This window comes from uncultured Butyricimonas sp., from assembly GCF_959596855.1.
GTDB lineage: Bacteria > Bacteroidota > Bacteroidia > Bacteroidales > Marinifilaceae > Butyricimonas > Butyricimonas muris.
The window spans coordinates 77652-100606 of record NZ_CAUFYA010000008.1; the positions used below are offsets into that span (position 1 = coordinate 77652).

The 22955-nt window shown below is 45.5% G+C and carries 16 protein-coding genes; 8 read left to right on the plus strand and 8 right to left on the minus strand.

Features of this window, described 5'->3' with window-relative positions; all coding sequences use genetic code 11:
* Positions 1-479: 479 nt before the first annotated feature.
* The 8 genes from Q5866_RS05540 to Q5866_RS05575 form a co-directional block, all read right to left on the minus strand.
* Positions 480-1277: a hypothetical protein gene (locus Q5866_RS05540; RefSeq protein WP_303179358.1), complete on the minus strand. Its 798-nt coding sequence runs from the start codon at positions 1275-1277 to the stop codon at positions 480-482.
* Between the two features lie 79 nt (positions 1278-1356).
* The gene (locus Q5866_RS05545; RefSeq protein ID WP_186976366.1) at positions 1357-2385 is read right to left on the minus strand and encodes a virulence RhuM family protein; all 1029 of its coding nucleotides are present in this window, start codon (positions 2383-2385) and stop codon (positions 1357-1359) included.
* 65 nt (positions 2386-2450) lie between these two features.
* Positions 2451-3179: a PHP domain-containing protein gene (locus Q5866_RS05550; protein WP_303179360.1), complete on the minus strand. Its 729-nt coding sequence runs from the start codon at positions 3177-3179 to the stop codon at positions 2451-2453.
* A gap of 11 nt (positions 3180-3190) precedes the next feature.
* Complete coding sequence (locus tag Q5866_RS05555; RefSeq protein WP_099293518.1) at positions 3191-3526, minus strand: DRTGG domain-containing protein; 336 nt, start codon at positions 3524-3526, stop codon at positions 3191-3193.
* A 36-nt stretch (positions 3527-3562) separates the two neighbouring features.
* Positions 3563-4906 carry a [Fe-Fe] hydrogenase large subunit C-terminal domain-containing protein gene (locus tag Q5866_RS05560; RefSeq protein WP_186976370.1) on the minus strand — a complete coding sequence of 448 codons (1344 nt, stop codon included), beginning with the start codon at positions 4904-4906 and terminating at the stop codon, positions 3563-3565.
* Between the two features lie 186 nt (positions 4907-5092).
* Positions 5093-5506: an ATP-binding protein gene (locus Q5866_RS05565; RefSeq protein WP_099293514.1), complete on the minus strand. Its 414-nt coding sequence runs from the start codon at positions 5504-5506 to the stop codon at positions 5093-5095.
* Positions 5507-5516: 10 nt separating this feature from the next.
* Positions 5517-5861 (minus strand): DRTGG domain-containing protein, encoded by a 345-nt coding sequence (locus Q5866_RS05570; RefSeq protein WP_099293512.1) that lies wholly within the window; start codon positions 5859-5861, stop codon positions 5517-5519.
* Positions 5862-6307: 446 nt separating this feature from the next.
* The gene (locus Q5866_RS05575) at positions 6308-9307 is read right to left on the minus strand and encodes a hypothetical protein (RefSeq protein WP_303179364.1); all 3000 of its coding nucleotides are present in this window, start codon (positions 9305-9307) and stop codon (positions 6308-6310) included.
* A gap of 237 nt (positions 9308-9544) precedes the next feature.
* Between Q5866_RS05575 and ligA the strand changes: the two genes are divergently transcribed.
* From ligA to Q5866_RS05615, 8 genes are all read left to right on the plus strand, one after another.
* Positions 9545-12058 carry an NAD-dependent DNA ligase LigA gene (ligA, locus tag Q5866_RS05580; RefSeq protein WP_303179366.1) on the plus strand — a complete coding sequence of 838 codons (2514 nt, stop codon included), beginning with the start codon at positions 9545-9547 and terminating at the stop codon, positions 12056-12058.
* 119 nt (positions 12059-12177) lie between these two features.
* Positions 12178-14676, plus strand: coding sequence for an ATP-dependent Clp protease ATP-binding subunit (locus tag Q5866_RS05585; protein ID WP_303179367.1), 2499 nt, complete (start codon positions 12178-12180; stop codon positions 14674-14676).
* A gap of 199 nt (positions 14677-14875) precedes the next feature.
* Positions 14876-15433, plus strand: coding sequence for an RNA polymerase sigma-70 factor (locus Q5866_RS05590; protein WP_303179369.1), 558 nt, complete (start codon positions 14876-14878; stop codon positions 15431-15433).
* A gap of 55 nt (positions 15434-15488) precedes the next feature.
* Positions 15489-16652 carry a FecR domain-containing protein gene (locus tag Q5866_RS05595; protein WP_303179371.1) on the plus strand — a complete coding sequence of 388 codons (1164 nt, stop codon included), beginning with the start codon at positions 15489-15491 and terminating at the stop codon, positions 16650-16652.
* Positions 16653-16813: 161 nt separating this feature from the next.
* Entirely contained in the window at positions 16814-20296 is a 3483-nt protein-coding gene (locus Q5866_RS05600; RefSeq protein ID WP_303179373.1) for a SusC/RagA family TonB-linked outer membrane protein, read from the plus strand.
* Between the two features lie 11 nt (positions 20297-20307).
* Positions 20308-21906, plus strand: coding sequence for a RagB/SusD family nutrient uptake outer membrane protein (locus Q5866_RS05605; protein ID WP_303179375.1), 1599 nt, complete (start codon positions 20308-20310; stop codon positions 21904-21906).
* Positions 21894-22511, plus strand: coding sequence for a hypothetical protein (locus Q5866_RS05610; protein WP_099293497.1), 618 nt, complete (start codon positions 21894-21896; stop codon positions 22509-22511). Before Q5866_RS05605 ends, Q5866_RS05610 begins: the two co-directional genes overlap by 13 nt.
* 11 nt (positions 22512-22522) lie before the next feature.
* Positions 22523-22948 carry a hypothetical protein gene (locus Q5866_RS05615; protein ID WP_303179377.1) on the plus strand — a complete coding sequence of 142 codons (426 nt, stop codon included), beginning with the start codon at positions 22523-22525 and terminating at the stop codon, positions 22946-22948.
* Positions 22949-22955: the final 7 nt, after the last annotated feature.

Here is a 22955-nt window from a genome sequence, read left to right on the forward strand (position 1 = left end):
TATTGGATTTATTGCCTATATTTGTACTCTAATTAAACGTTCGTTTTTTGAGATGTTTTTTGAGGGGTTTAAGTTCATATTGAGAGGGTGTTACGCTTAAGCGGATTGTGAATATTGAATACAGTCTACAACGCAAGAAAAGCAACCTGTAATTTGCAGAAGGCAAATGCAACCTGTAACCTGCAACTCGCCGAAGGCGACTATAAAAAAGTTCGCGTACAATAAAGTTTTCCCCATGTATATCCTATTGATTCCCAGTGGTTACACTCCTTGTTATTCTATTGTTATCATATATTAATAGAATGATAGTATGATAATAATGTAATAATCAATTAATTGCAATCTAAGATACCTTAGAATATCCCTAGGGATGCACGGGGAAAAGAACTCGGGAAAACCTGCACGTGTACTGTTTCTTTGGCAGCTTTGCTGCCGTGAACGAAGCACCGCGGTAGCCGCAGACTTTATAAACCCTTTCCTTAGTCCTCGAACTCGATTTTTCCCGTGAGTGGAGAGAACAACGGTATTTTGGGTTTATCTTTCAGGAGGTCTTTCACGTCGTCCAAGGATAGATGGGGTATGGGTTCGGGACCTGCAACCCGTCCTACTCGTCCTTGCAGGCAGTATTGCTTGTAGGAATTGGGAAGTTTGTTCGTGAGGAAATCGTCCAGTGTTTTTTGATATTCGATACTGGATTGCAGGGAGCGTTTCTGTATTCTAAAGAGCATATCGTGTGATACGAACGTGCGGAAAACCGTGAGAATCGAGTCAAAAATACCAAGAGCGATACCGTCTTTCAGGCAACAAGTGAAGCTATTGTCTTCTTTCTTTTTTTCAGATAAAGAAAAGGATATGTTATCTTTGATGAAGTAATCAATGACATCCATACCGGGCGTGCATAGATTGTTGGGTATCAAATAACGGTTGCGGTAGCGGCTGAAAAAATGTCCGGTGAATCTGCTGAATGCCCAGTCTTCGGTATCCAGATCGTAAAAAGGAAAAATGACGCCGACTCCCCGGGATGTCGCGTAAGGGGAGTAGTGGTATATTTCGGGGGCTTCCCGTGTCTTTTTGCTGTGACAAGTGATCGTGACGCACCATTTGTTGCGTGTGGCGGGCGATACCCATTCATGCTGGAATGTCACGGGATATTTTTTAGCCAAAAGGAAATCCCGGCGGTGGAGTTGGTATATTTTTTCCTTGTAGTTTTCAAGGAGCGCAAGGTCCCGTCTGGTTTCCTTGATGATTTCTTCAGCGGTCATGGATTCTACGAACATAATCTCGGTATTTCAAAATTGTCTTTATTTAACCTATAAAGGTGAAGTAATTCTTCAAACTTTAATTATCTCCTCATTATTATTTTTCTTCACAATTAAAATCAAGCAGATTATCTGTATTGTATTTATCAAAATCGGATTGAAATAATCGGTCTTGAATGATACGGTATTTTTCAAACTCACTTTCTGCGTATAGTTTGGCTTGTTCTGCCGATATTTTTCCTGTATCAGTCAATATCGGGCGGTCATCACTATCCAAAAATTTATCTATTCTAGTAGACCAATCCTCCATAGTCATGGGAATATGCCGTTTTGCTCTATCTTCAGCCAAATCAAGGAAAGCGTTGACGATGCGTCCCATCGACTCTAATTCATCCGCTTTAAGGTAGTTCTTGGCAATAGCCACATCCGTTCTTACAATCTTACCGTCAGGCGCCTTTTCCCATGTGGTAAGTCCCATGTGCTCTTTTTCTGCATTGGCTCGCTCAACTATTAGTTCTGCAGCAGTATGTCCATGAATAGCGTAGTGCATCTTGTTCTGCACTTTTTTAAAGAACATTCGTGTTGTCGGTGCATCTCGGTTGTAATCAATGCTTGTAGCGTATATATCAGTCAGTTTTTGATAGAAACGGCGTTCGCTTAATCGAATTTCCCTAATTTCGGCAAGCAAATGCTCGAAATAGTCCTCGTTGATGAATGTACCGTTCTCCATCCGCTTTTTGTCAATCACGTAGCCTCGAATGGCAAATTGACGAAGTACATATGTACACCACTGACGGAATTGAGTGGCTCGTACCGAGTTTGTGCGATAGCCGATTGATATTACCGCGTCCAAATTATAATACTTGGTAGCATAGTCTTTGCCATCTGTGGCAGTTCGTCGGAATTTCCGACAAACTGAGTCTTCTTGCAACTCTTGACTTTGAAAAATATTTTGCAGGTGCTCGGCTATTGTTGAACGACCTTTATCAAATAGGAGTGCTATAGCATCCTGCGTGAGCCAAAGAGTTTCATCTTGATATAATACTTCGATTCCTTCTTCCTTGCTTTCTAATTGAAAGATAAGAAATTCGGCAGTACTATTATGTATTTGGAGTTTTTTGCTCATATTTCTTGATTTGACGAGCGAAGATAGCGATAAATTCTTATTAGAGGAGCGTGTACACCCGTTTTTTACTTGATGTTGTATTTTAAATCCAGTATGGCATTCCGGATGGAATCGAATGATAGATCGGGTAGCGAAAGCGTGGTGGTTACTTTCCCGATGTCGTCTGCGTAATGGGCGTCGGAAGAGCGAATAAACGGGTTGCCGGACAAATAGGCATTTTGCCGGATAAATTCTTCCGGTGTGACGCGAAAGCTAAGTTCCAGAGCCTCGTAGCGCAGGTCTTTGGGGACAAATCCCAGTTGTGAGAGGATGCTGAAACGCGATTTGTCGATGTGTGCCGGGATGAAGATGCCGTCCAAGGAGTGGACTACCCGTTCTATGGTGTTGAGGTCTACATCCAGCGCTGAAATCAGTAGGCGTTCTTCCTCGTAGGTGATTTGTTCCTCGGCATCGACTACTACTTGATAGCCGAATTTGTCGGGATTGTTCTTTATGTCCGGCAGGTGATGATCCAGATAAGTTTGAAATTCCGCGAGTCTTTCCAGAGTCGGGAAGTAGGCGAGGGCGTGTACCTCTTCGATGGAGTTGATTTCCGTGCCGCAAAGCACCCGAAGCCCCTGTTTTTCTCCCAATTCTTGAATGAGCGGGGCTTGTCGGGTGGAGTTGTGGTCGGATATCCCGATGAGTGAAATGCCTTTCCTTAAAGCTATGCCGATGATATTCGCGGGACTCATTTCCAGATCCCCGCAAGGTGAAAGTATGGTGTGAATATGCAAGTCGGCACGGATTTCCATGACGGGCGGTATTACGGGTGTAATAATTTATAAAGTTGTCCCGTGATCTCGAACGCCTGTAACGGGGTGGAGAGAATCGGGATGTTCTCGTTCTCGCTTTCGGCGAGGGTGTCCTCTTCGGGCACATGGCCTTTCACGAGAATGATCGCGGCAATCTCTTTCAACGAGGCGATAGCCATCACGTTCTTGTGTGTTTGGAGTGTGATCCACACGTCACCTTCTTGCGCGTGTCCCATGACGTCGCTTAGCAGGTCGGACGTGTAACCTCCTTTGATTTCTCTTTGCAATCCTTCTTTGCCCGAGCAAACGGTAAGATTTAAACGCGAGATAATGTCTTGTACTGTCATAATGCTATTGTTTGTTTGGGTTTATGTATGTTTCTTTTATTTTTCAAATCGTTTGATGCCCCACGTTTTCTCGGATAGTTCGAGAGATTCGTCGGGCGTCATGAGGTCTTCCGCGCAAAGTATCTTTTGCATGAAGACGCATTGGTTGAGTTTTGCCTTGCATTGCACGACATCGCGGGCAAGAGTTTGGCACGACGGGGCGCCGCAAGCACCGCAATCTATCTGGGGCAGGACTCCCATGATGCGATTGAGTTTTTGCATTTTTTCCATGGCAACGAGCATGTTTTCGTCCAGTTGCTCGATGGAGCGCGGCGGGATTTCTCCGCTTAGTTGTCCCTCCTTGAAGAGGTATGACTCGTATTGTTGGATATCGTCGGAAGTGGTGCGATTGACCTTTTCGCTGGTTTCCATGCGCTTGCGCAGACGCTCGATGGTCAGGAAGCGATTGTTGACCGCCAGAGCACCTCCCGCGCAGGAGTGGTCGCACGCCCTCAATTCCAGAAAGTCGATATCGGTCAATTCATCGTTTTCCAGTTTCTCGAGGATGTCTATCACGTTGTGAATCTCGTCGATAGCGAGGCAGCGTCCTTCAAATTTGGATGCTTCCCCTTCGGTTAATGCCCATGCGATGGACTCCGGGGACAAGTAAGTTTGTTCCGAAACGGGATTGACGGGTTGGTCCCGGTGTTGCGTGAGTCCCATTTGTATTTTGTTGTATATGAAATCGAGATTGATAACCCCGTCGATATTCGATTCGTCATCTCCCACGGGACTTTTCACGGCGGCAATTTTTGCCGCGCAGGGAGTCACGTAAAAGATACCCACGTCTTCGGGTGAAATACCTTGGTCGATGTATTTTTTCCGTACAAAAATGGCTCCCAGATCCATGGCTTGTTTGAGCGGGATGATATGGTCTATCAGCGAGGGGAAACGTACTTGTATTAATCGCACGACCGCGGGGCAGAATGCCGAGATGAACGGTCTGTCGTGCGAGTTTTTCTGCATGTAGTTGCGCATCGCTTTTGTTAGGATTCCCGACGCTTGAGCCACTTCAATGACTTGCGTGAATCCCATCGAGTGGAGTTCCGCGAAGATTTGTTGCTCGGTGATCTCTTCGGAGAATTGCCCGAAAAGCACGGTGGGCAGGAGAATAATCCTGTGTTTGAAGTTGAATATTTGGTTGAAATCGTCTTGCTCCACGTATATCGCGTGTCTGGGGCAGGACTTGAGGCACATGCCACAGTCAACACAGGCGTTTTTGTTTATCGTGGCCAAACCGTCTTGAATGCGTATCGCTTGAGTCGGGCATAGACTCATGCAATGCGTGCATCCGATACAGGCGGTCGGGGCTACTTTCAAGGCGTGGTAAAACGGTTCCATCTATTAATTTTAGATTTAATGATTTTAGATTTTAGATTTCTCCCCACCTGCCAACGCTTCATTCTACATTCTTAATTTCTATTACCGTCTTTGGCAAGATTCACCAGCTCCTCCTCTGTTTATAGAGGAGGTGTCAGCGAAGCTGACGGAGGAGTTTTTTCATTTTCAATTTTCAATTTTTCATTTTCAATTGAAATACGTTGTCATGGTCACTTTCGTTCCCTCGTTTACTTTTGATTCTATGCTTAACCGGTCGCAATTCTTTTGTATGTTCGGGAGTCCCATCCCTGCGCCGAAACCCATTTCCCGGACTTCCGGGGAAGCCGTGGAATAACCTTCCTGCATGGCTAATTCGATGTCCGGTATGCCGGGTCCCCGGTCGTTGATAACGACAGTGATCACGGTTGGGGCGATGGTTACCTGCATCGTGCCCTCGTAAGCGTGGGCGACGACGTTCACTTCAGCCTCGTAGAGTGCCACAACGATACGTTTTAGTACCGATGGGTTGACATTCAGTTGTTTGAGTATTTTTTTTACTTCGCTGGAAGCAGATCCGGCTCGGGAAAAGTTTCCTCCTTCGATGTTGTAGCTAAATTCCATGTTTGTTGTTTTAATAAATGGGTTCCAGCCCGGCCTTGTACAATTCGCCGCATACCTTGAACATGCTTTGTTTACATTGTAATATGGCAATGTTACATTCTTTTGCCAAGTCTATCATGTCGGGGGAGGCTTGTTTTCCCCGAACGAACAGAACAAAGCAGATATCTGACATTTCCGCCGTCCGGATGACTTGCAGGTTGGCAAGTCCCGTGATAAGCAGCATTTCGCTGGTATCCAAACGAAGTACGTCGCTCATCAGGTCGGCAGCGAAGGCGTGGCGGATAACCTTGTCGAGATGACCGTTTTCGTGGATTATCCGGGCGTTAAGTAATACGGCAACTTCTTTTAGAGTCATAATTGTGTTTTTTGGTTGCTCCTAAGTTAGATAAAGTAATCCGGATTTTCAACAAGATTGCCTGAATTAGATTTTAAATTTTGAATTTTAGATTTTAGATGGAGGGATTACAAGGGTTTTCCGAAGGCGGAGGGTAACTAAATTCTTTCCGAAGACGGTGGGGATTCTACCTTGAGTCAATACTTTATTTAGGGGAAGGCTGGCATATCGGGTGTGCGGCGGTGTTTTAATGCCCGCCCGTGGGGTGGTTTGGTGTGATTGTGTCTGAATGTTAAACATGTTTATTTCTTACTAAAACGTGGGCTATAAGTGGGCTAAGTGTGGGCAATGAGTGGGCGATGCCGCCTACAAGCCGCCCAATACCCGCCCAAAATCCTTGTTACGGGGTAGTAGGGCAGGAGAAAAGCGTTTTGACATGTCTACTCTCGGTCGGGGGGACGTGTCGTTTAGATAGTGAAGCTCACGGAGAATATCATGTCCGCGAACATGGACTGTTTTTTAGTTTCGTATCCTAAACGGAACCCCAGATTCATGGGGAACGGGAGGCGGAAGAAATGAGTATCGACCGTTGCCTCTATACCGTAGGAGTAGAATGTCTTTTTGTAATATTGGTTTTTCTCGTGCCCGACATCAAAAAACGCGGCTGCCGTGATTCGTTTCATGTACAGGATGGGACCCACGTGGGCGTCCGGGTAGCAAATCGGCATCCTGTACGTGGTGTGCAGGGTGGAGAGGTCATACCCGTACAGGGAGATCCCGCGGGGCGACTGGATTTGATTGCTGTAATAACTCCGGTCTTTCAGGGATTTGTCCTGATGTCCCAAATAGAGGAAAAAAGAATGGTGGGGAGCGAAGCCGGGGAAATAGAAACGCCCCTCTACCCATGTCGAATTGCCGTAATCCAGATTCTCGAAAGGAGTATGCTGGTACCCGAAGGTTAAACGTTGTCCCCAGCGAGGGTTGATGTCCCGTTCGCTCATGCGGGTTTGGTTGCTTAGGATAAGCCCGTAGCGCATGATTTGAAGCGTGATATTGTCCGGCTTCCCGATAATACCGACGTAGGGGTGGTTGGTCGGGATGGATTGCCAACGGCGGTTTGACAGGAGATAGGCGTTTTTGTTGTGATAGTCATGGATGGTTTGTAATTCGTATCTCACGTAAGGTATGATGTTGTGGTAGTAGTTTTTTCTGGACAGGTTGAAAGGGAATTGCAGGGTTGCGGTTCCTTTGGTGTATTGTGATTTGTAAATCACGCGTACCGTGTCTTTCTGTTGTGTTTGTTGGTCATTTATCACGTAGGATTGGGACAAGTCGTCGTTGCGTCCGCTTTTGAATTCCAAGTCCAGTATTGGCCAGAATCCTTTGTAAGATGCTTTCACTTGCCAATTGCCGTGTTTGTATCCCTTGCCCCGCACGTATCCGGCAGTGAGGAATAGCGTGCTGAGTTTATTCTGTGAGCTGGCGGCAATACCGAAATCAACATCCGTGTCGTCTACATCCGGAAATATGGGACCCCAGCTATGGAAGTTGAACAGGTGGAGGGTTTTGTTGTATTTCCGACTGACATAGGTGGAGTCGGTATTTAACGCGAATTGCCAGTCCTCCTGTTGTGTCACGGTGTTCGCGATAGGGAATTTTTCTTTTTCTATCGGGTTGTTCTCGAGTCGGTTGACGGCTATTTTCGCCGGTTTGTAACCGTCCGCTGTGTAGAACGAGAAATAAAGAGAGTCTTTGCCGGGGGACAGTTGGGGATAGCGCAATCCGAATTTGGCGTTCAAGGCGTTGTGACCGAAATCGTTCGGGTGATCTTGACAGTAGAACGAGTTGTTCGTGTCGAAGGCTCCCCGGTAGATGATCCGGTTGCCCGCGGCGACGGGGTTGTCAATCTCGTAGGGTGTGTTTGCCGTCAATGGTGTGCGTTTTCCGGTGCGTATATTCACGGATTCGATGTGTTTGCCGTGCGTGTCGACAACGATGGTGATGATATTGCCTTGACCGTCGTGGGAGGGATGCACGAATAATTCCGTGCCGTTTCCTTTCAAGCGGAAAAGTTCTTTTTTCAAGCGGGCATCCATGATCACGAGAGAGGCTTGATTTTCTTTATCGACCTCGACGAATCCCCAGTTGTCGTCCACGGTAAACGGGGCGTAACGGTTCTGGCGAGCCGGATGGCGGCGGTATTTGTCGCATAGCAGGTCATACGTGGCGAGTACCATTTTTCCACCTTGTTGCCAGCGGGGGTGCGCCTTGTATTCAGACCACACGAGTGTGTGATTGTTGTACGCGAATTTGTAATCGTATAAAGTACCCGTGCGGGTAATTATCTCGTCGCCCGCGGGTTTAAGAAACACGAGGGCGCCTTCCTGTGCCAATCCTTCTTTGTAGGCAATGACTTCGCCCGTGGGGGTTGGCACGGGGTAGTGGTAGTTCGCGTATAGTTCATTGCGGGTGGGAATGGTGTCGAACAAGTGGTTCACTTGATCGGCTTCCCGTTTCCAGATTTGTTGCAGTTCGCTGAAGTTGTCCCGGTATAGGGTACGTTTGGCATCGCAATAGGTGTTTGCCTTTTTCACGCTGTCCGGGTGGATGAAAAGGGACTGGAAGTGTCGGGTGTTCCACAAGGAATCCCGCTTTTCGTTTAGCGTGAGTTTCAGGCTACGGGCAAAAGGCGTGATGCCGTACGGGCGTTTGCCGACACGTGTCAACGCGTCCTGCCAGATGCTGGGACCGTAGTGGATGCGGCTGTTGCCGACCATGTAGTAGCCGAGTGTGTAGCGGTTCGGGACGAAATCCTTGTACGAGCCCAGCACGGCTTTGTAATAGGTGTAGATGCCTTTTTCCGTGATTTGGGCTTTCATTTCGTTCAGAAATTCGGGGGAGCGTCCTCGTCCGCTATGACCGACGGAGGTCTCGAAGACCGTGGCATCCCCTTCCAGAAACCACATGGGGACGTATACCCCGATGACGGCCATGGTGATTTGTTCCCCGAAAATGTAATATAATGCTTTCGTGAATCCTTGGTTCACCTTGTCGTATTGCACGACGTGGCGAAATTCGTGTATGCACAGGTGTTCCAGCCAATCATCGCTGACGTCTTGAGGGGGAGCCGTGTAGAGTTCACTTTTTTTAGGTGCCCAACCGGCGTTTCCGTTGGATATACCTCCGTTTGCCCGGACGATCATGGACATTTTTTTTGCTTTGATGCCTAGCGTGTTGGCATGGGCGTAGAGTTTCGCGTAAATGTTGGCGAGGTATTGGGCGTTCTGCTCGAAGAAGTCGGGGTAGATAATTTGGAAATTGTCTGTCTTGATTTGTCGCCAGCGGGTGCTGCAAGGGTCTTGCCCGAGGTCTACAAATTGGGCTTTTGCCGGAATAATAAACAGAAGCGTGAATAGTATGCTGATGAAGAGGATTCTGGCATTTTTCAGTGTATAGTAATATTTCATAAGTGTATGCTTGTAGTTTGTTTACTTGTAAATAGTCTGCTAAAATATATTTTTTTTTGATATGATACTCCACGAAGAACGATTATCTTTGCGAAACGGCTGTTCGATTTTAGATTTATGATTTTAGATTTACGATTGAATGGTTGGGATTTATCCGGATACGATATGATAACCTGCAACTTGCCGTAGGCAAATGTAACTTGCAACTTGTAACTTACCGCAGGCAAAAACTGGAAAATGATGGAAAAAGAGAGAATACTGGAATTGAGAAAGGAATTGGAGCGTTACAATTATTTGTATTACATGAAGAATGCTCCGGTGATATCGGATTTTGAGTTTGACAAGTTGATGCGCGAGTTGGAGGATTTGGAGGCGAAGCATCCCGAGATGTACGATCCCAATTCGCCTACTCAGCGAGTGGGTAACGATACGAATAACGAGTTTGTGCAAGTGGCGCACAAGTATGGAATGATGTCATTGTCAAATACGTACAGCGAACAGGAAATACGGGATTTTGACGAGCGCGTGCGTAAAGGTATCGGCGGGGATGAGGTGGAATACGTTTGTGAATTAAAATATGACGGGACGTCAATCAGTTTGCGTTACGAGGAAGGGCATTTGCAGGTTGCCTCTACCCGGGGGGACGGGGTGAAAGGGGATGACGTGACGGCAAACGTGCGGACAATCCGGACAGTGCCCTTGAAAATGCAGGGAGAGGGGTATCCCGCGGAATTTGAGATAAGGGGTGAGATACTGATGCCCTTTGCCGTGTTCAACCGGCTGAACGAGGAACGTTTGGAGGCGGGAGAGGCTTTGTTCGCCAATCCCCGGAATGCCGCCGCCGGGACATTGAAGTTGCAGAATTCGTCTGTCGTGGCGAAAAGACAACTCGATTGTTACTTGTATTATGTTCCGGGAGAGATCACGCTGACAGCCACGCATTACGGGAATCTGATGAAAGCGCGGGAGTGGGGGTTCAATGTACCGCCTTACATGGAGGTGTGTCATACTCTGGACGAAGTGTTGGATTTTATACATAAATGGGATGTCGACCGGAAGAATCTGCCGGTGCCGATAGACGGTATCGTGATTAAGGTAAACAGTATCAAGCAACAGATGCAATTGGGCTACACGGCGAAGTCGCCCCGTTGGGCTGTGGCGTACAAGTTTAAGGCTGAACGGGTGGAAACCCGCTTGTTGAGCGTGGATTACCAAGTGGGACGTACCGGATCAATCACCCCGGTGGCTAATTTGGAACCCGTGCATATCGCGGGCACCACGGTGAAGCGTGCTTCATTGCACAACGAGGATATTATCCGGGAACTGGATTTGCATTTGCACGATATGGTGTACGTGGAGAAGGGCGGGGAGATTATTCCCAAGATTGTCGGGGTTGACGTGGAGAAAAGATTGCCGGATGCACCCGCGATTGAATTTATTACCCGTTGTCCGGAATGTGGCACGGAATTGATTCGGAACGAGGGGGAGGCGAATCATTATTGCCCGAACGAGGATCATTGCCCGCCGCAGATAGCCGGGAAACTGGAGCATTTCGTGAGCCGGAAAGCGATGGATATAGAGGGGATGGGAAGCGAAACGATTGATTTGCTGCTCACGAAAGGGTTTATTAGGGATATCGCGGATATTTATACGCTACCTGCCAAACGGGCAGAATTGATCGGGTTGGAAAAGATTCTGTACCCGGAGAGTTACGTGATGACGAGTATACCGCTGTCAAGGGTGATATACGCTTTCGAGATCGGGGTGAAGAATATTTCGGCAAAGAACGCGGAGGTGTTGGCGGGACGTTTCGGGGGGCTTCCGGGATTGGCTTCCGCCACGAAAGAGGAGTTGCTGGCGTTGACGGACTTGCAGTTCCCCGGGGACAGGGAAAAGAATATCAACAAGATACTGGAATATTTCCGGATGCCTTTTAATGAGCCGCTGGAGCGGTTGAAGCAGGCGGGTGATGTTGATATGATACCGTTGGATACGGTGATTTACGCGCTGGATATACCGGGGATAGATTTTCATAAGTCTGAATTGCTGTCTGTTAAGTTTGATTATATCTACCGGCTTTACACGGCAACCGCGGACGAAATTGCGGAAACTGACGAATTGTCACGTGAGGATGCCGAGCGTATTTATCGTTTTTTACAGGGGAAAGATAAGTTTATTCGGAAGATAAACACGTTAAGCGTGTATCGTTTGCAGGAAAAATCGGTGGATAATTTGATTGCCGGGATCGAGAAATCGAAGCAACGGAATTTGCCGGAATTTATTAATTCTCTTGGAATTAGGTATATCGGGGAAACGGCTTCCCGTAATTTGGCACGGCATTTTAAAGACCTGCGGGTGCTGATGGATGCCACGTTTGAACAGTTGACGGAAGTGGAAGATATCGGCGATCAGATGGCGGGAAGTGTGGTTCGCTATTTCGAGAAAAACGAGAACCGTGAGATGATGGAACGCTTTTTGCAATATGGTATTAGCGGAATGATACAGGAAGAAGAGGGAGAGTCCGATCAATTGGCGGGCATGACGTTCGTGATCACGGGAACTCTTTCTTTGCCGCGGGAACATTACAAGGCTGTTATTCTGAAAGCGGGCGGGAAAGTCAGTGATTCTGTTTCAAGTAAGACCACGTACCTGCTCGCCGGGGAAAATGCCGGGAGCAAAATGCAAAAAGCACAGAAGTTAAATGTAACTATTTTGAACGAAAAAGAGTTTAACACATTAATGAGTCTATAAGGTTCATAAGGTTTGAAGAGGACATTTTATAAACTCTAGTTTGGAGATTGAATGATAAATAGTACCTTTACGAGATTAAAATTGTAATAAGTGAGGACCGTGAAAGGCGGTATAAGAATATGGGAAAAGAAGATACAAGACGACTAAAACAGATCATGACTTCGGCAGGTGAAGAAGCGAAGCGGCTGGGTAATTCGAAGATTTACCCGGAGCATTTGTTTCTGGGCTTATTGAAGTTGAGAAGTGGAAGGGCGGTTGATATATTGATGTCTTTAGGGTTGGATTTTTACGAGGTGAAAGATAAGATAGAGCAACGTCTGGATGGTAAACGCTATAAGTCGGACAAGGTGGAGGAATTGGATTTCACGTTGGCGGCGAATAGCGTGCTGAAGCGTGTTTCAGAGGAAGCATGGGATTTGGGAGATGATGAATTGGATTCGGAACACGTGATGCTGGCTATTTTGAAGAATCAAGCCGGGTTCGTGACGAAGCTGTTTAAATCAATGGATATTGACTATGACACTTTCAAGGAGGCGGTCTTGAAGGAAAAGATGCGGATGCAGTCCGAGTTTAACGACGAGGGGGATGACCCGGAAGACGGGGATGATGATGCATCCATGTATAACCCATATCGCCAAGGTGGTCCGGTATCGTCGAAATCCGATACTCCGGTATTGGATAATTTCGGTATAGACATCACGAAGGCGGCAGAAGAGGGGACGCTTGACCCTATCGTGGGGCGTGACCGGGAGATCGAACGGCTGGCCCAGATATTGAGCCGCCGGAAGAAGAACAATCCGGTATTGATCGGTGACCCGGGTGTCGGCAAATCGGCTATCGCCGAAGGACTGGCTTTGCGTATCATCCAAAAGAAAGTGTCCCGCGTGCTGTTTGACAAGCGGGTGATCTCGTTGGATATCGCTTCTATCGTGGCGGGTACCAAGTACCGCGGACAGTTCGAGGAGAGAATGAAGGCGATACTGGCGGAGTTGGCGAAGAACCGGAATATTATCCTGTTTATTGACGAGATTCACACGATCGTGGGTGCCGGGGGCTCCGGCGGTAGTCTGGATGCAGCCAATATGCTGAAACCCGCGTTGGCTCGCGGGGAGATACAATGTATCGGTGCGACGACTTTGGACGAGTACCGTCAGAATATTGAGAAGGACGGGGCTTTGGAACGTCGTTTCCAGAAAGTACTGGTAGAGCCGACCTCTGTCGAGGAAACCGTGGAGATTTTGAATAATATCAAGTCCCGTTACGAGGATCATCATAACGTGCGCTACACGGACGATGCCATCAAGGCTTGCGTGAAGTTGACCATGAGATATATTTCCGATCGGGCTTTGCCTGACAAGGCGATCGACGCTTTGGACGAGGCGGGTTCGAGAGTACATATTTCCAATATCAATGTCCCCCCGATTATCGAGCGGTTGGAGAAGGATGTGGAAGAGGTGAAGGAGAAGAAGAAGGACGCCGTGAAACAACAGAATTTCGAGGTGGCTGCCGCTTTTCGGGATAAGGAGCGTCAGTTGTTGAAGCAATTGGAGGACGAGAAAGTGAATTGGGAACGTGATCTGGAAGAAAACCGGGTAACCGTGACCGAGGAGCATATTGCCGAAGTGGTTGCCATGATGACGGGAGTTCCGGTACAGCGTATTGCCAAGACGGAGGGGATGAAGTTGTTGCAGATGCACGACGAGTTGGAGGATAGTGTTGTCGGGCAGAAAGAGGCTATCGAGAAGATCGTGAAAGCTATTCACCGGAATCGTGCGGGGTTGAAAGACCCGAATCGTCCGATAGGTTCCTTTATATTCTTGGGACCGACCGGTGTCGGTAAAACCCAGTTGGCGAAGGTGCTGGCCCGTTACTTGTTTGATTCGGAGGACGCGTTGATTCGTATCGACATGAGCGAGTACATGGAGAAGTTTGCCGTTTCCCGATTGGTCGGGGCGCCTCCGGGATACGTGGGATACGAGGAAGGAGGTCAGTTGACTGAAAAAGTACGGCGGAAACCGTATTCAGTGGTATTGCTGGACGAGATCGAGAAGGCTCACCCGGACGTGTACAATATCTTGTTGCAAATGTTGGATGACGGACAATTGACGGACAGTTTGGGACGAAAGATTGATTTCAAGAACACGATCGTTATCATGACGTCCAATATCGGAAGCCGGCAGTTGAAAGATTTTGGCCGCGGAATAGGTTTCGGTTCTCAAGATATGACCGAGAATAGCGATTACGCTAAAGGTATCGTGCAGAAGGCCTTGAAGAACACATTCTCCCCGGAGTTCTTGAATCGTATTGACGATATTATCATGTTCAACTCTTTGACGAAAGAGGATATTTACAAGATTATTGATATCGAGTTGAAAGGCTTGTTCAAACGGGTAAACGATTTAGGATTGGTGATCACGATCTCGAAAGAGGCGAAAGATTTTATTATCGAGAAAGGTTACGATCCGCAATACGGTGCCCGCCCGTTGAAACGTGCTATCCAGAAATACCTTGAAGATGAACTGGCAGAGGTTATCATCAAAGGCGTGGCAGAAGGTACGGAGCTTGACGTGGAATACGACAAGGCGGAAGATAAGATTGTAATTAAGGAAAAGAAATAGGTTTGCAGAAAGATAAATTAGATGAAGAGGGGGTGTCAAAACACCTCCTCTTTTTTCGTGTATGATTCTGGGTGGTAGGTGATAGTGATACATGAATATTGTTTAAGATAGGTGGTTAAATCTAAAAAAAGTGTGTGAAATGAGTAAATAAATAAGGAGTTTTGTTATTTTAGCCCCGAAAATAAGTTTGGTCATAAAAATGGGAAACAACGAGGAGATATTATTGTTATTTAGAAAGAATGAGCAGCAAGGATTTCGTTTGTTGTATGCTTCATTTTATGATCCGTTAATTTTGTTCGCAACTCAATTGTTGGGGGATGCAGAGGAGGCTGCGGATGTTGTTCAAGAGTGTTTTGTTGATTTCTGGGCTAACAGGCGTTTTAATAGTTTGCGCGGTAGTTTGGAGCACTATCTTTATTCTGCTGTGAAGCACGGTTGTTTGAATTATTTGCGGAACACGAGGCGACGGGAGGATAAACATGATGTGATTCGGGAGGAGTTGTATGATGAAGAGGAAGGGGGGGATCCGGAATTGGTGGAGAAGTTGTATCGTTCGATGGAATCCTTGCCGGAAGAGCGTAGACGCATATTGCATATGGTGTGTATGGAAGGTATGAAATATCAAGAAGTGGCAGCTCAATTAGGTGTTAGCATTAACACGGTGAAAACTCAGATGGGGAGGTCTTTGCAATTCTTGCGTAAAGCGTTGAAAACGGATGATTATTTGACGTTGTTATTTTTTTTAGGAAAAAAATAATATCTGCTGTCACCCGAAATCAATAGTTAGGTTCCTTTAGTGAAAAGGAATTAATATGGATGATAGAATCAGTGAAATAATAGCAGCTTATTTGTCCGGTGAAGTCTTGTCGGAAAGTGAGCGGCAAGAGGTGGAGGCTTGGTTGCGAGATCATGATGGGGAGAAGGAGGTGGAAGTGCTACGGGGGATGTTTCGAAGTGCTCGGTTGGTAAAAGAGGCTCCGGGGACGAGGGGAGCGTCCGTTATGAAAAAGATAGAGGCGAAGGTGGTATCCAGACGTGCTGGCAGGAAGTTGAAAATTCGATGGAGTTATTCCGTGGCGGCTGCAATAGCTGTTTTGTTGTGTAGTGTGTTGTTGTACAGGTGGCTGGGGACGAATCAGGAAAATCAAGTTGTTCCGCGAGATTTGCGACAGAACGTGAACACGAGTATAGCTCATTTGAAGTTGAACACGGGGGAGGTAGTGGAGCTTGAGAAGTATGATGGAAAGTTTATTCGTGAGGATAGCGTGCAAATCGCGAATGAGAATGCGACTTTGAGGTATACGTCAACGGATTCTGTGGCTCCCGAAAAGGTGGAGTTCAATACATTGGTTATTCCCCGGGGATCGGAGTATAATGTCGTTTTGGCGGATGGGACGAAAGTGTTTTTGAATGCGGGGTCGGAAATTAGTTATCCGGTTGTTTTCGCGGGAGATAAGCGAGAGGTTAAGTTGAAAGGAGAGGCTTATTTTGAAGTTCGGAAAGATGAGCGACGTCCTTTTTTCGTGCAGGCAGGTGATGTGCAGATTCAGGTCTTGGGAACTTCTTTTAACGTGACGGCTTATCCGGGACGCGGGAGAATAGAAACGACACTGGAAGAGGGGAAAATTCAGTTGACGGATGGAAGGGAGTCTGTGGAGGTGAGTCCGGGGAAACAGGCAATTTATGATATCGAGGATGGTAGGTTTGAGGTTAAACAGGTGGATACAAAATTGTACACGGCGTGGAAAGATGGATATTACAAGTTTGACCAGATGACGCTGGAGGATATTATGGAGACGTTAGCGTTGTGGTATGATTTGAATGTTTTTTATCAGAACCCGGGTGTTAAATCATTGGAATTTACGGGACGTTTGAGACGGTATGATGAGGTGGTGAGTTTGTTTGAAAAGCTCGAACAGACCGGGTTGGTGGTGTTTGAAGTAAATGGAAAGAATGTAATTATTAAAGAAAAATGAAAGTTGGGGATTCCCCAATCCCCAACTTTAGATAAAGTACAACAAATGCGTGTTAGGTAGTTGTTGTACATGGTATAATCTTAAAAAACAAAAGTATGCAAAAAAGTCGAATTCGAATAAGGGCTTTGTGCAAGATTCCTGTTCGGAAAATGTTAATCTTTATGAAATTGTTTTGTCTTTTTCAGTTTGTTTTTTTCATCTCGGTGCAAGCGAATGTTTATTCACAGCAAACTGTGATTAATCTGGAGATGGAGAATGTTTCGTTGAAGACTATTTTTACGGAACTCGGTCAACAGTCCGGTTGTGATTTTCTGTATAATAATCAGATGATACAACAAAAAGGGAAGGTGAGTTTGAAGGTGGAAAACAAGTCTTTGGATGAGGTGTTGAAGGAATGGTTGCCTTCGTTAGGTTTGACTTTCTCTTATGATGATAATGTGGTAATTATTCGTGCGGCTGCGGATGATAATAAGAAAAAGACGTATATCATCAAGGGGCAGGTGGTTGACGAGAAGAATGTGCCTATGCCCGGGGTTACCGTGATGCTGGATAGTACTCAAGTGGGAACGGCAACGGATACGGCAGGACGTTTTGTATTGCCGTTACCCAAAGAAAAAGGGTATCTCGTGTTTTCTTTTATCGGGTTTAAGACCCAGAAAGTGGCTTACACTGCAGATAAGTTGTTGGTTGTGAAGATGCAGGAGGATATATCCGGGTTGGATGAGGTGCAGGTGGTTGCTTACGGTTCCCAGAAGAAACGTACGGTGGTTAGTGCCATATCTTCCGTGAAGGGGGATGATTTGAAGGAATTGCCGACGCATAGTCTGGAGAATTTGCTGCAGGGGCACATGGCGGGTGTCGAGGTAAATAATATTTCCGGTTCTCCCGGTGGTGGTGGTGCGATTGTGGCGATTAGAGGTTACAATTCGTTGTTTGTGGATGGAGAAGGATCAGACAGGGGCTACGGTACTCCTTTGTACGTGATTGACGGAATCCCGATGCAATCCTTTACTTCGGCTGTTACCGGGGCAAATACACTGTCTGATTTGGATCCTTCGATGATTGAGTCTATTGAGGTGTTGAAGGATGCGGCTTCCGCGGCAATTTACGGTTCTCGTGCCGGTAACGGGGTAATTTTGATTACCACGAAGAAGGGGCGTGCCGGTAGAGCCCAGTTTAACGTGAATGTATCGTATTCCGCATCTTGGTTGCCTAAAGCACCCGTGCAGTACGGGGGAAGTTACGAGAGAATGTACCATTTGAATGCTTTGCGCAATACGGTATTGCCTTATAAGACTGCCGATGGAAAGTGGAAGATGCCGACTTCTTATGAAGAGGTATTGAGTATTCGAAAACCGAATGGTCCGATGTACGATTGGTTCTGGGGTAACGCATCCACTCGTCAGGATGCAATCGTTTTGCAGGATAGTTTGAATGCTTTTTATAATAATTCAACTCATTGGTATCGGTTGAATTATCAAACCGCTAACGTGGTTAATGCCAATATACAGGCCTCCGGTGGTAACGATAATGTACGTTATATTGTGGGTGCCGGTTATTATGATGAGGAGGGGATTGTTATTAATACCGGATTTACGCGTTTTAATGTGATTTCCAATTTAACGGCGTATCCGACTAAACGTTTGCGTATGGATACGCAGTTGGGACTTACGTATAGTGACCGTAGTCGAGGCTCTAATGCCGGACATGGTGCTCAAAAAATAGAAAGCGTTAGTTCTGACCCGAAAAAGACATCGACTTTGTTGCCGGGAGGAGGTGAATTCGGGATGAGTATGGCCAAGAAGTTGAATGAGGTTTCGGAGAAAAATCAGAGTTATTCTTTGCGTTATAATATGGTTTTTGATTACGAATTGATTCGTAATTTGCATTTGAAGGTTTCAGCGGGAGTTGATTATAACCAGCAGAATCAGAATACTTTTAAACCAGCCAGTTTAGATGCTTATACTCATTTTTCGGAATCAAAAGGGACAATCTCGAGAGATTTGTCGATATTGAACGAGAATTTATTGACTTATTCCTTTAGTTATTTGAATAAGCATAATTTTAATGTTATGTTAGGGTTGTCGTTCCAAAAAGATCAGTCTTTTAATAATAAAGGAACTGGGAAAAACGGTCCCAATGATAAAATACATTACGTGGGAACCGGATGGGGTGGTAATTACGGGTTGAATAACACGAATGTGTCAGGAGAGGGAGATCCTTTTTACGAGTCTGCGTTTGAGTATGAATCTTCTTTTTCGGAGGAGCGTATGAATAGTTATTTCGGGCGTTTGACATATAATTTCAAAGAGAAGTATATGTTTGAGGCGACTATTCGTCGGGATGGTTCTTCTGTCTTCGGGGAGAATGTGCGTTGGGCAACCTTTCCCGCTTTTGCTATCGGTTGGACATTTTCGGATGAGGCATTCATGCAATCGTGTTATTGGTTGAGTTTCGGTAAAATTCGAGCTAGCTGGGGTACTTCCGGGCAAAAGTTCGGGCAACGTTACTTGTCGCAAGGATTATTGATGGCAAGTGGAACGTTCCATGGCTCAGCCGGTATTGTTCCCGATATTAGTGGAGGGGTTATCAATAAGAAATTAAGTTGGGAAGAGACGGATCAATATGATTTAGGGTTGGATTTGAGTTTCTTCGATTACCGTTTGCGTTTGGTTTTGGATTATTATTATCGCTATACGACAGGTCAATTAAATCGGATAGAGTTGCCGGGAAATATTTATTTCCATGGTTTTCAGTGGCAAAACGGGATGGCGATTTCGAATCAAGGTATAGAATTGGAATTGGAAGCCGATATTTTGAGAAATACGGCGGTGAAATGGAGAATGAAGTATAATCTTTCACGGAACTGGAATCGTTTTGAGAAGAGTGCGGACGGTTTTGATTTCGAAAATCAAGTGATAGGTAAACCCTTGAATCAGCTGAAAGTGTATAAAACGGATGGTTTTTACAGTTCGTTTGATGAAGTGCCTGTTTATTATAATGCACAAAGAGAGCCTCAACCGTTATATGGGAATGCTATGTATGCTGTGTTTACACCGGGTAGCCGACAGATTCTCGATTTGAATGGAGATGGAAGAATCGGACAGGATGTAGATATGTATTATGCAGCTAGTCCGCTACCTATAGCTCATGGCGGTTGGATAAACGAGTTGCGTTGGAAAAACTTTGATTTGAATATATTCTTTAATTACTCTTTGGGGCGTCACGTGTTGAAACTTTATGATGACGTGGCGTTAGAGCCTTCCAAAGCGGGAAGACCGTTGTTTGTTGATATGAATGACGTGAATATTTGGAACGGGGCAGATTCTAAAAAAGCGGATTATCCTAAAGCACAGTATTATTACGAACCGAATCAATATAGTGGTTTGTATGATTGTGATATAGAGAATGTAAGTTTTATACGCTTGAAACAATTGACATTAGGTTATAATTTGCACCAGAATATCGCAAAGAAAATCGGTATATCCGGGGCGCGTGTTTTTATCACGGGAGAGAATTTGTTCACGTTGACTAACTATTCGGGGTTGGATCCGGAATTGATAGATCTTAAGACTGGAAAAGATAATTTGAATTCTTACCCGTTACCTCGGAAATTTACTATTGGATTAACGGTTAATTTTTAAAATGTAGCCCAATGAAGAAATTATTAATATTATTATTGTTTATTCCATTGCTTTCATGTAATGATTGGTTGACGGTTGAGCCGGAAGATTCGGTGACTTTCGTTAATTATTTCAAGAACGAGAGTGAAGTTGAAGCGATGTATAATGGCATCTTGGCTTCCATGAAGTCGGTTTGTATGGGAACTCAACCCTATTTTTATATTTCGATTGATGCGGATAATGTCGGGATGTATTACGAGGGATTCCGCACGTTGGATCCATTTACTTATTTGGATGACGAGAGCATGGTGTTGGATATAGAGTGGGGGGAATTTTATAACGTGATTTACTTGGCAAATGTGATGCTGGAAAACGAATACCGCTTTGAAAATATTTCAAAAGAGCGCACGGAGTTTTGGTTAGGGCAAGCTCATTTCGCTAAAGCTCTTGCTTATTTTCGGTTAGCTCAAATCTGGGGGGATGCTCCTATTGCCAAAAGTTCGGAATCCATTGAACCGGAAGGTAAGAAACCGGCATTGGAAGTTTTGAACGAAGCGTTGAGAGAGGCAAAATTGGCTTTGACGCTTCCTACTCATGATAAATTGATTAATGCTAACGGGAGTAAGATTACTTCCAAGCAATACGCGAGTCTTGGAACGGTAAATACGTTATTGGCGAATATTTATGCTTGGTTAGGAGGTTTGACTCATGAAAAAGAGTACTGGGAGGAAGCGGAACGGTATGCGTCGGAAGTGATTGACGGTAAATGCGGTGTGTACGAGTTGGAGAGCATGGATGGTTTGATTTCAAACGTGTTCGGTGCGAATCGGAATAGCAGGGAAACGATTTTTTGTATTGATAATGATCCTTTGGATGTTGATCGCAAATGGTGGTCAGAATTGAAGACCGAGTTGCCGGGACAGATGTTGATGAGTTATCCTTACACGACGACAGATGAAGCGGCGATTGCTAATATTGTAAATGATAGTTGGGATGAATATGTAAAGATTACCGTGGAGACGGTTAAAAGCATTTATCCGGAAGAGGTGGATGCCCGTCGGAGAGAATTCTGGTTCGAGTTGGGAGAATTGACTTATCCTGTGTATGAGTATGATGAGGAAACTGAGGAAGAGATCGAGGTGGGACGTGAGGTAACCCCTTATGCGCATATTGCCAAGTGGAGGGACGTGATTAAGCAGACGAGTGAGGAGGTGACATCGTGGGCCGGTGAAGTCGTTATCGCAACGGATGGCGATTGGGTCATTTGGCGATTGGCCGATTTGATCTTGTTGAGAGCGGAGTGTCGCGTGAATCTGGAGATGGCAACGGCTGTAAATGATTTAAATACGGTTCGATATCGTGCGGAGTTGGGAGATTACACGGGTTCCAAAGATAAAGAATCTTTGCGTCGGGAAATTTTTGATGAGCGAAGACGCGAGCTTTTCGGTGAAGGGCAATATTATTTCGATATCGTTCGTAACGGTTATTGGAAAGAGGTGTTGTATGGTAATTTCACGACTCTAACAGATCAAGATGTGAAAAATGGAGCGTTGTACGCACCGGTTGGCGTGGGTGCGTTTACTAAAAATACGTTGATGACTCAAAATACTTATTGGCAATGGCAAAATTAATATATTTATTAAAAGGGGTTGCATTGATCATGTTATTGGGATCGTGCACGAAGTGGAATTATCATGAAGGCGAGTTGGCGAATGGTGTTCATGATTGTTCGATGTGGGAATATTTACATACACAACCTTGGGATTGGGATTCCACGATTATTATGATTGAACATGCCGGATTGAAAGATTTGTTCGAAGGAAAAGGTGAGCACGAGCAAATAACTTTTTTGGGTGTGACTAATTACAGTATCCGTTTGTATATGATAGAAAATGGATATGAAAAAGTGACCGATATTCCGGTGGAATTTTGTCAAAATACACTTTCTAAGTTGATTATACCTCAACGTGTTATGCTAGCAGATGTGCCCCGGGGAAAGAGGGATGAGTATACGGGAGAGGAGAGTGACGGTATCGAGTATCGAACGCTGGGAGGACGCTTGTTCATGTGGACTTATCAACAACCTTTCGAGGGAGTGCCGGATATGGGTGAAATTTCTTTACATTTTTTCGCTCGTGGGGGAACGGCGGTTAATAGGATTTATTCGACTGATATACAAACGAATAATGGCGTTGTTCAGGCTTTGGGGTATAGTTTTCAGTTTAAGTACATTTAAAATGAATAGAGATGATAAGAGGACTATTATATTTTGTCATGTTGTTCATGGCGTTGGCATTCATGAGGTGTAGCGATGTTGCTGTTGGTTTTTTGTTCACGGATGATGCATCTTATACGCAAGATACGTTGAGAATTACTCGTTTCTCGAACCTTGATGAAGAGGATATTGATGTGACAATCCCATGGGTGACTTCCCAAGTAGAGCAACTTTTGGGTACAGAACCATTGACTTATTCACTTGCAGGAGTGAAGAGTTCTAATGGACAGGAGGCTGCAAAGGATTTTACCAAATATCTGACTGTGATCGGTGGTGGACGGATGTATGTTGATGCAAAAGTCGATTCGCCCGAGGGGTGTTACACGGTTTCGTTGAAAGTTGAAAATGAAGGTCATTCGGCTATTCTGACGGATATATTCACGTTCGTGTTGGAATAGTTTTAAC

Bases quoted from the DNA above. Each gene is read 5' to 3' on its own strand.
- Q5866_RS05605 (WP_303179375.1), top strand. From the start codon at position 20,308: ATGAAGAAATTATTAATATTATTATTGTTTATTCCATTGCTTTCATGT.
- Q5866_RS05595 (WP_303179371.1), top strand. From the start codon at position 15,489: ATGGATGATAGAATCAGTGAAATAATAGCAGCTTATTTGTCCGGTGAA.
- Q5866_RS05540 (WP_303179358.1), bottom strand. From the start codon at position 1,277: ATGTTCGTAGAATCCATGACCGCTGAAGAAATCATCAAGGAAACCAGA.
- Q5866_RS05600 (WP_303179373.1), top strand. From the start codon at position 16,814: ATGAAATTGTTTTGTCTTTTTCAGTTTGTTTTTTTCATCTCGGTGCAA.
- Q5866_RS05555 (WP_099293518.1), bottom strand. From the start codon at position 3,526: ATGACAGTACAAGACATTATCTCGCGTTTAAATCTTACCGTTTGCTCG.
- Q5866_RS05565 (WP_099293514.1), bottom strand. From the start codon at position 5,506: ATGGAATTTAGCTACAACATCGAAGGAGGAAACTTTTCCCGAGCCGGA.
- ligA (WP_303179366.1), top strand. From the start codon at position 9,545: ATGATGGAAAAAGAGAGAATACTGGAATTGAGAAAGGAATTGGAGCGT.
- Q5866_RS05560 (WP_186976370.1), bottom strand. From the start codon at position 4,906: ATGGAACCGTTTTACCACGCCTTGAAAGTAGCCCCGACCGCCTGTATC.
- Q5866_RS05585 (WP_303179367.1), top strand. From the start codon at position 12,178: ATGGGAAAAGAAGATACAAGACGACTAAAACAGATCATGACTTCGGCA.
- Q5866_RS05615 (WP_303179377.1), top strand. From the start codon at position 22,523: ATGATAAGAGGACTATTATATTTTGTCATGTTGTTCATGGCGTTGGCA.
- Q5866_RS05570 (WP_099293512.1), bottom strand. From the start codon at position 5,861: ATGACTCTAAAAGAAGTTGCCGTATTACTTAACGCCCGGATAATCCAC.
- Q5866_RS05550 (WP_303179360.1), bottom strand. From the start codon at position 3,179: ATGGAAATCCGTGCCGACTTGCATATTCACACCATACTTTCACCTTGC.
- Q5866_RS05575 (WP_303179364.1), bottom strand. From the start codon at position 9,307: ATGAAATATTACTATACACTGAAAAATGCCAGAATCCTCTTCATCAGC.
- Q5866_RS05545 (WP_186976366.1), bottom strand. From the start codon at position 2,385: ATGAGCAAAAAACTCCAAATACATAATAGTACTGCCGAATTTCTTATC.
- Q5866_RS05590 (WP_303179369.1), top strand. From the start codon at position 14,876: ATGGGAAACAACGAGGAGATATTATTGTTATTTAGAAAGAATGAGCAG.
- Q5866_RS05610 (WP_099293497.1), top strand. From the start codon at position 21,894: ATGGCAAAATTAATATATTTATTAAAAGGGGTTGCATTGATCATGTTA.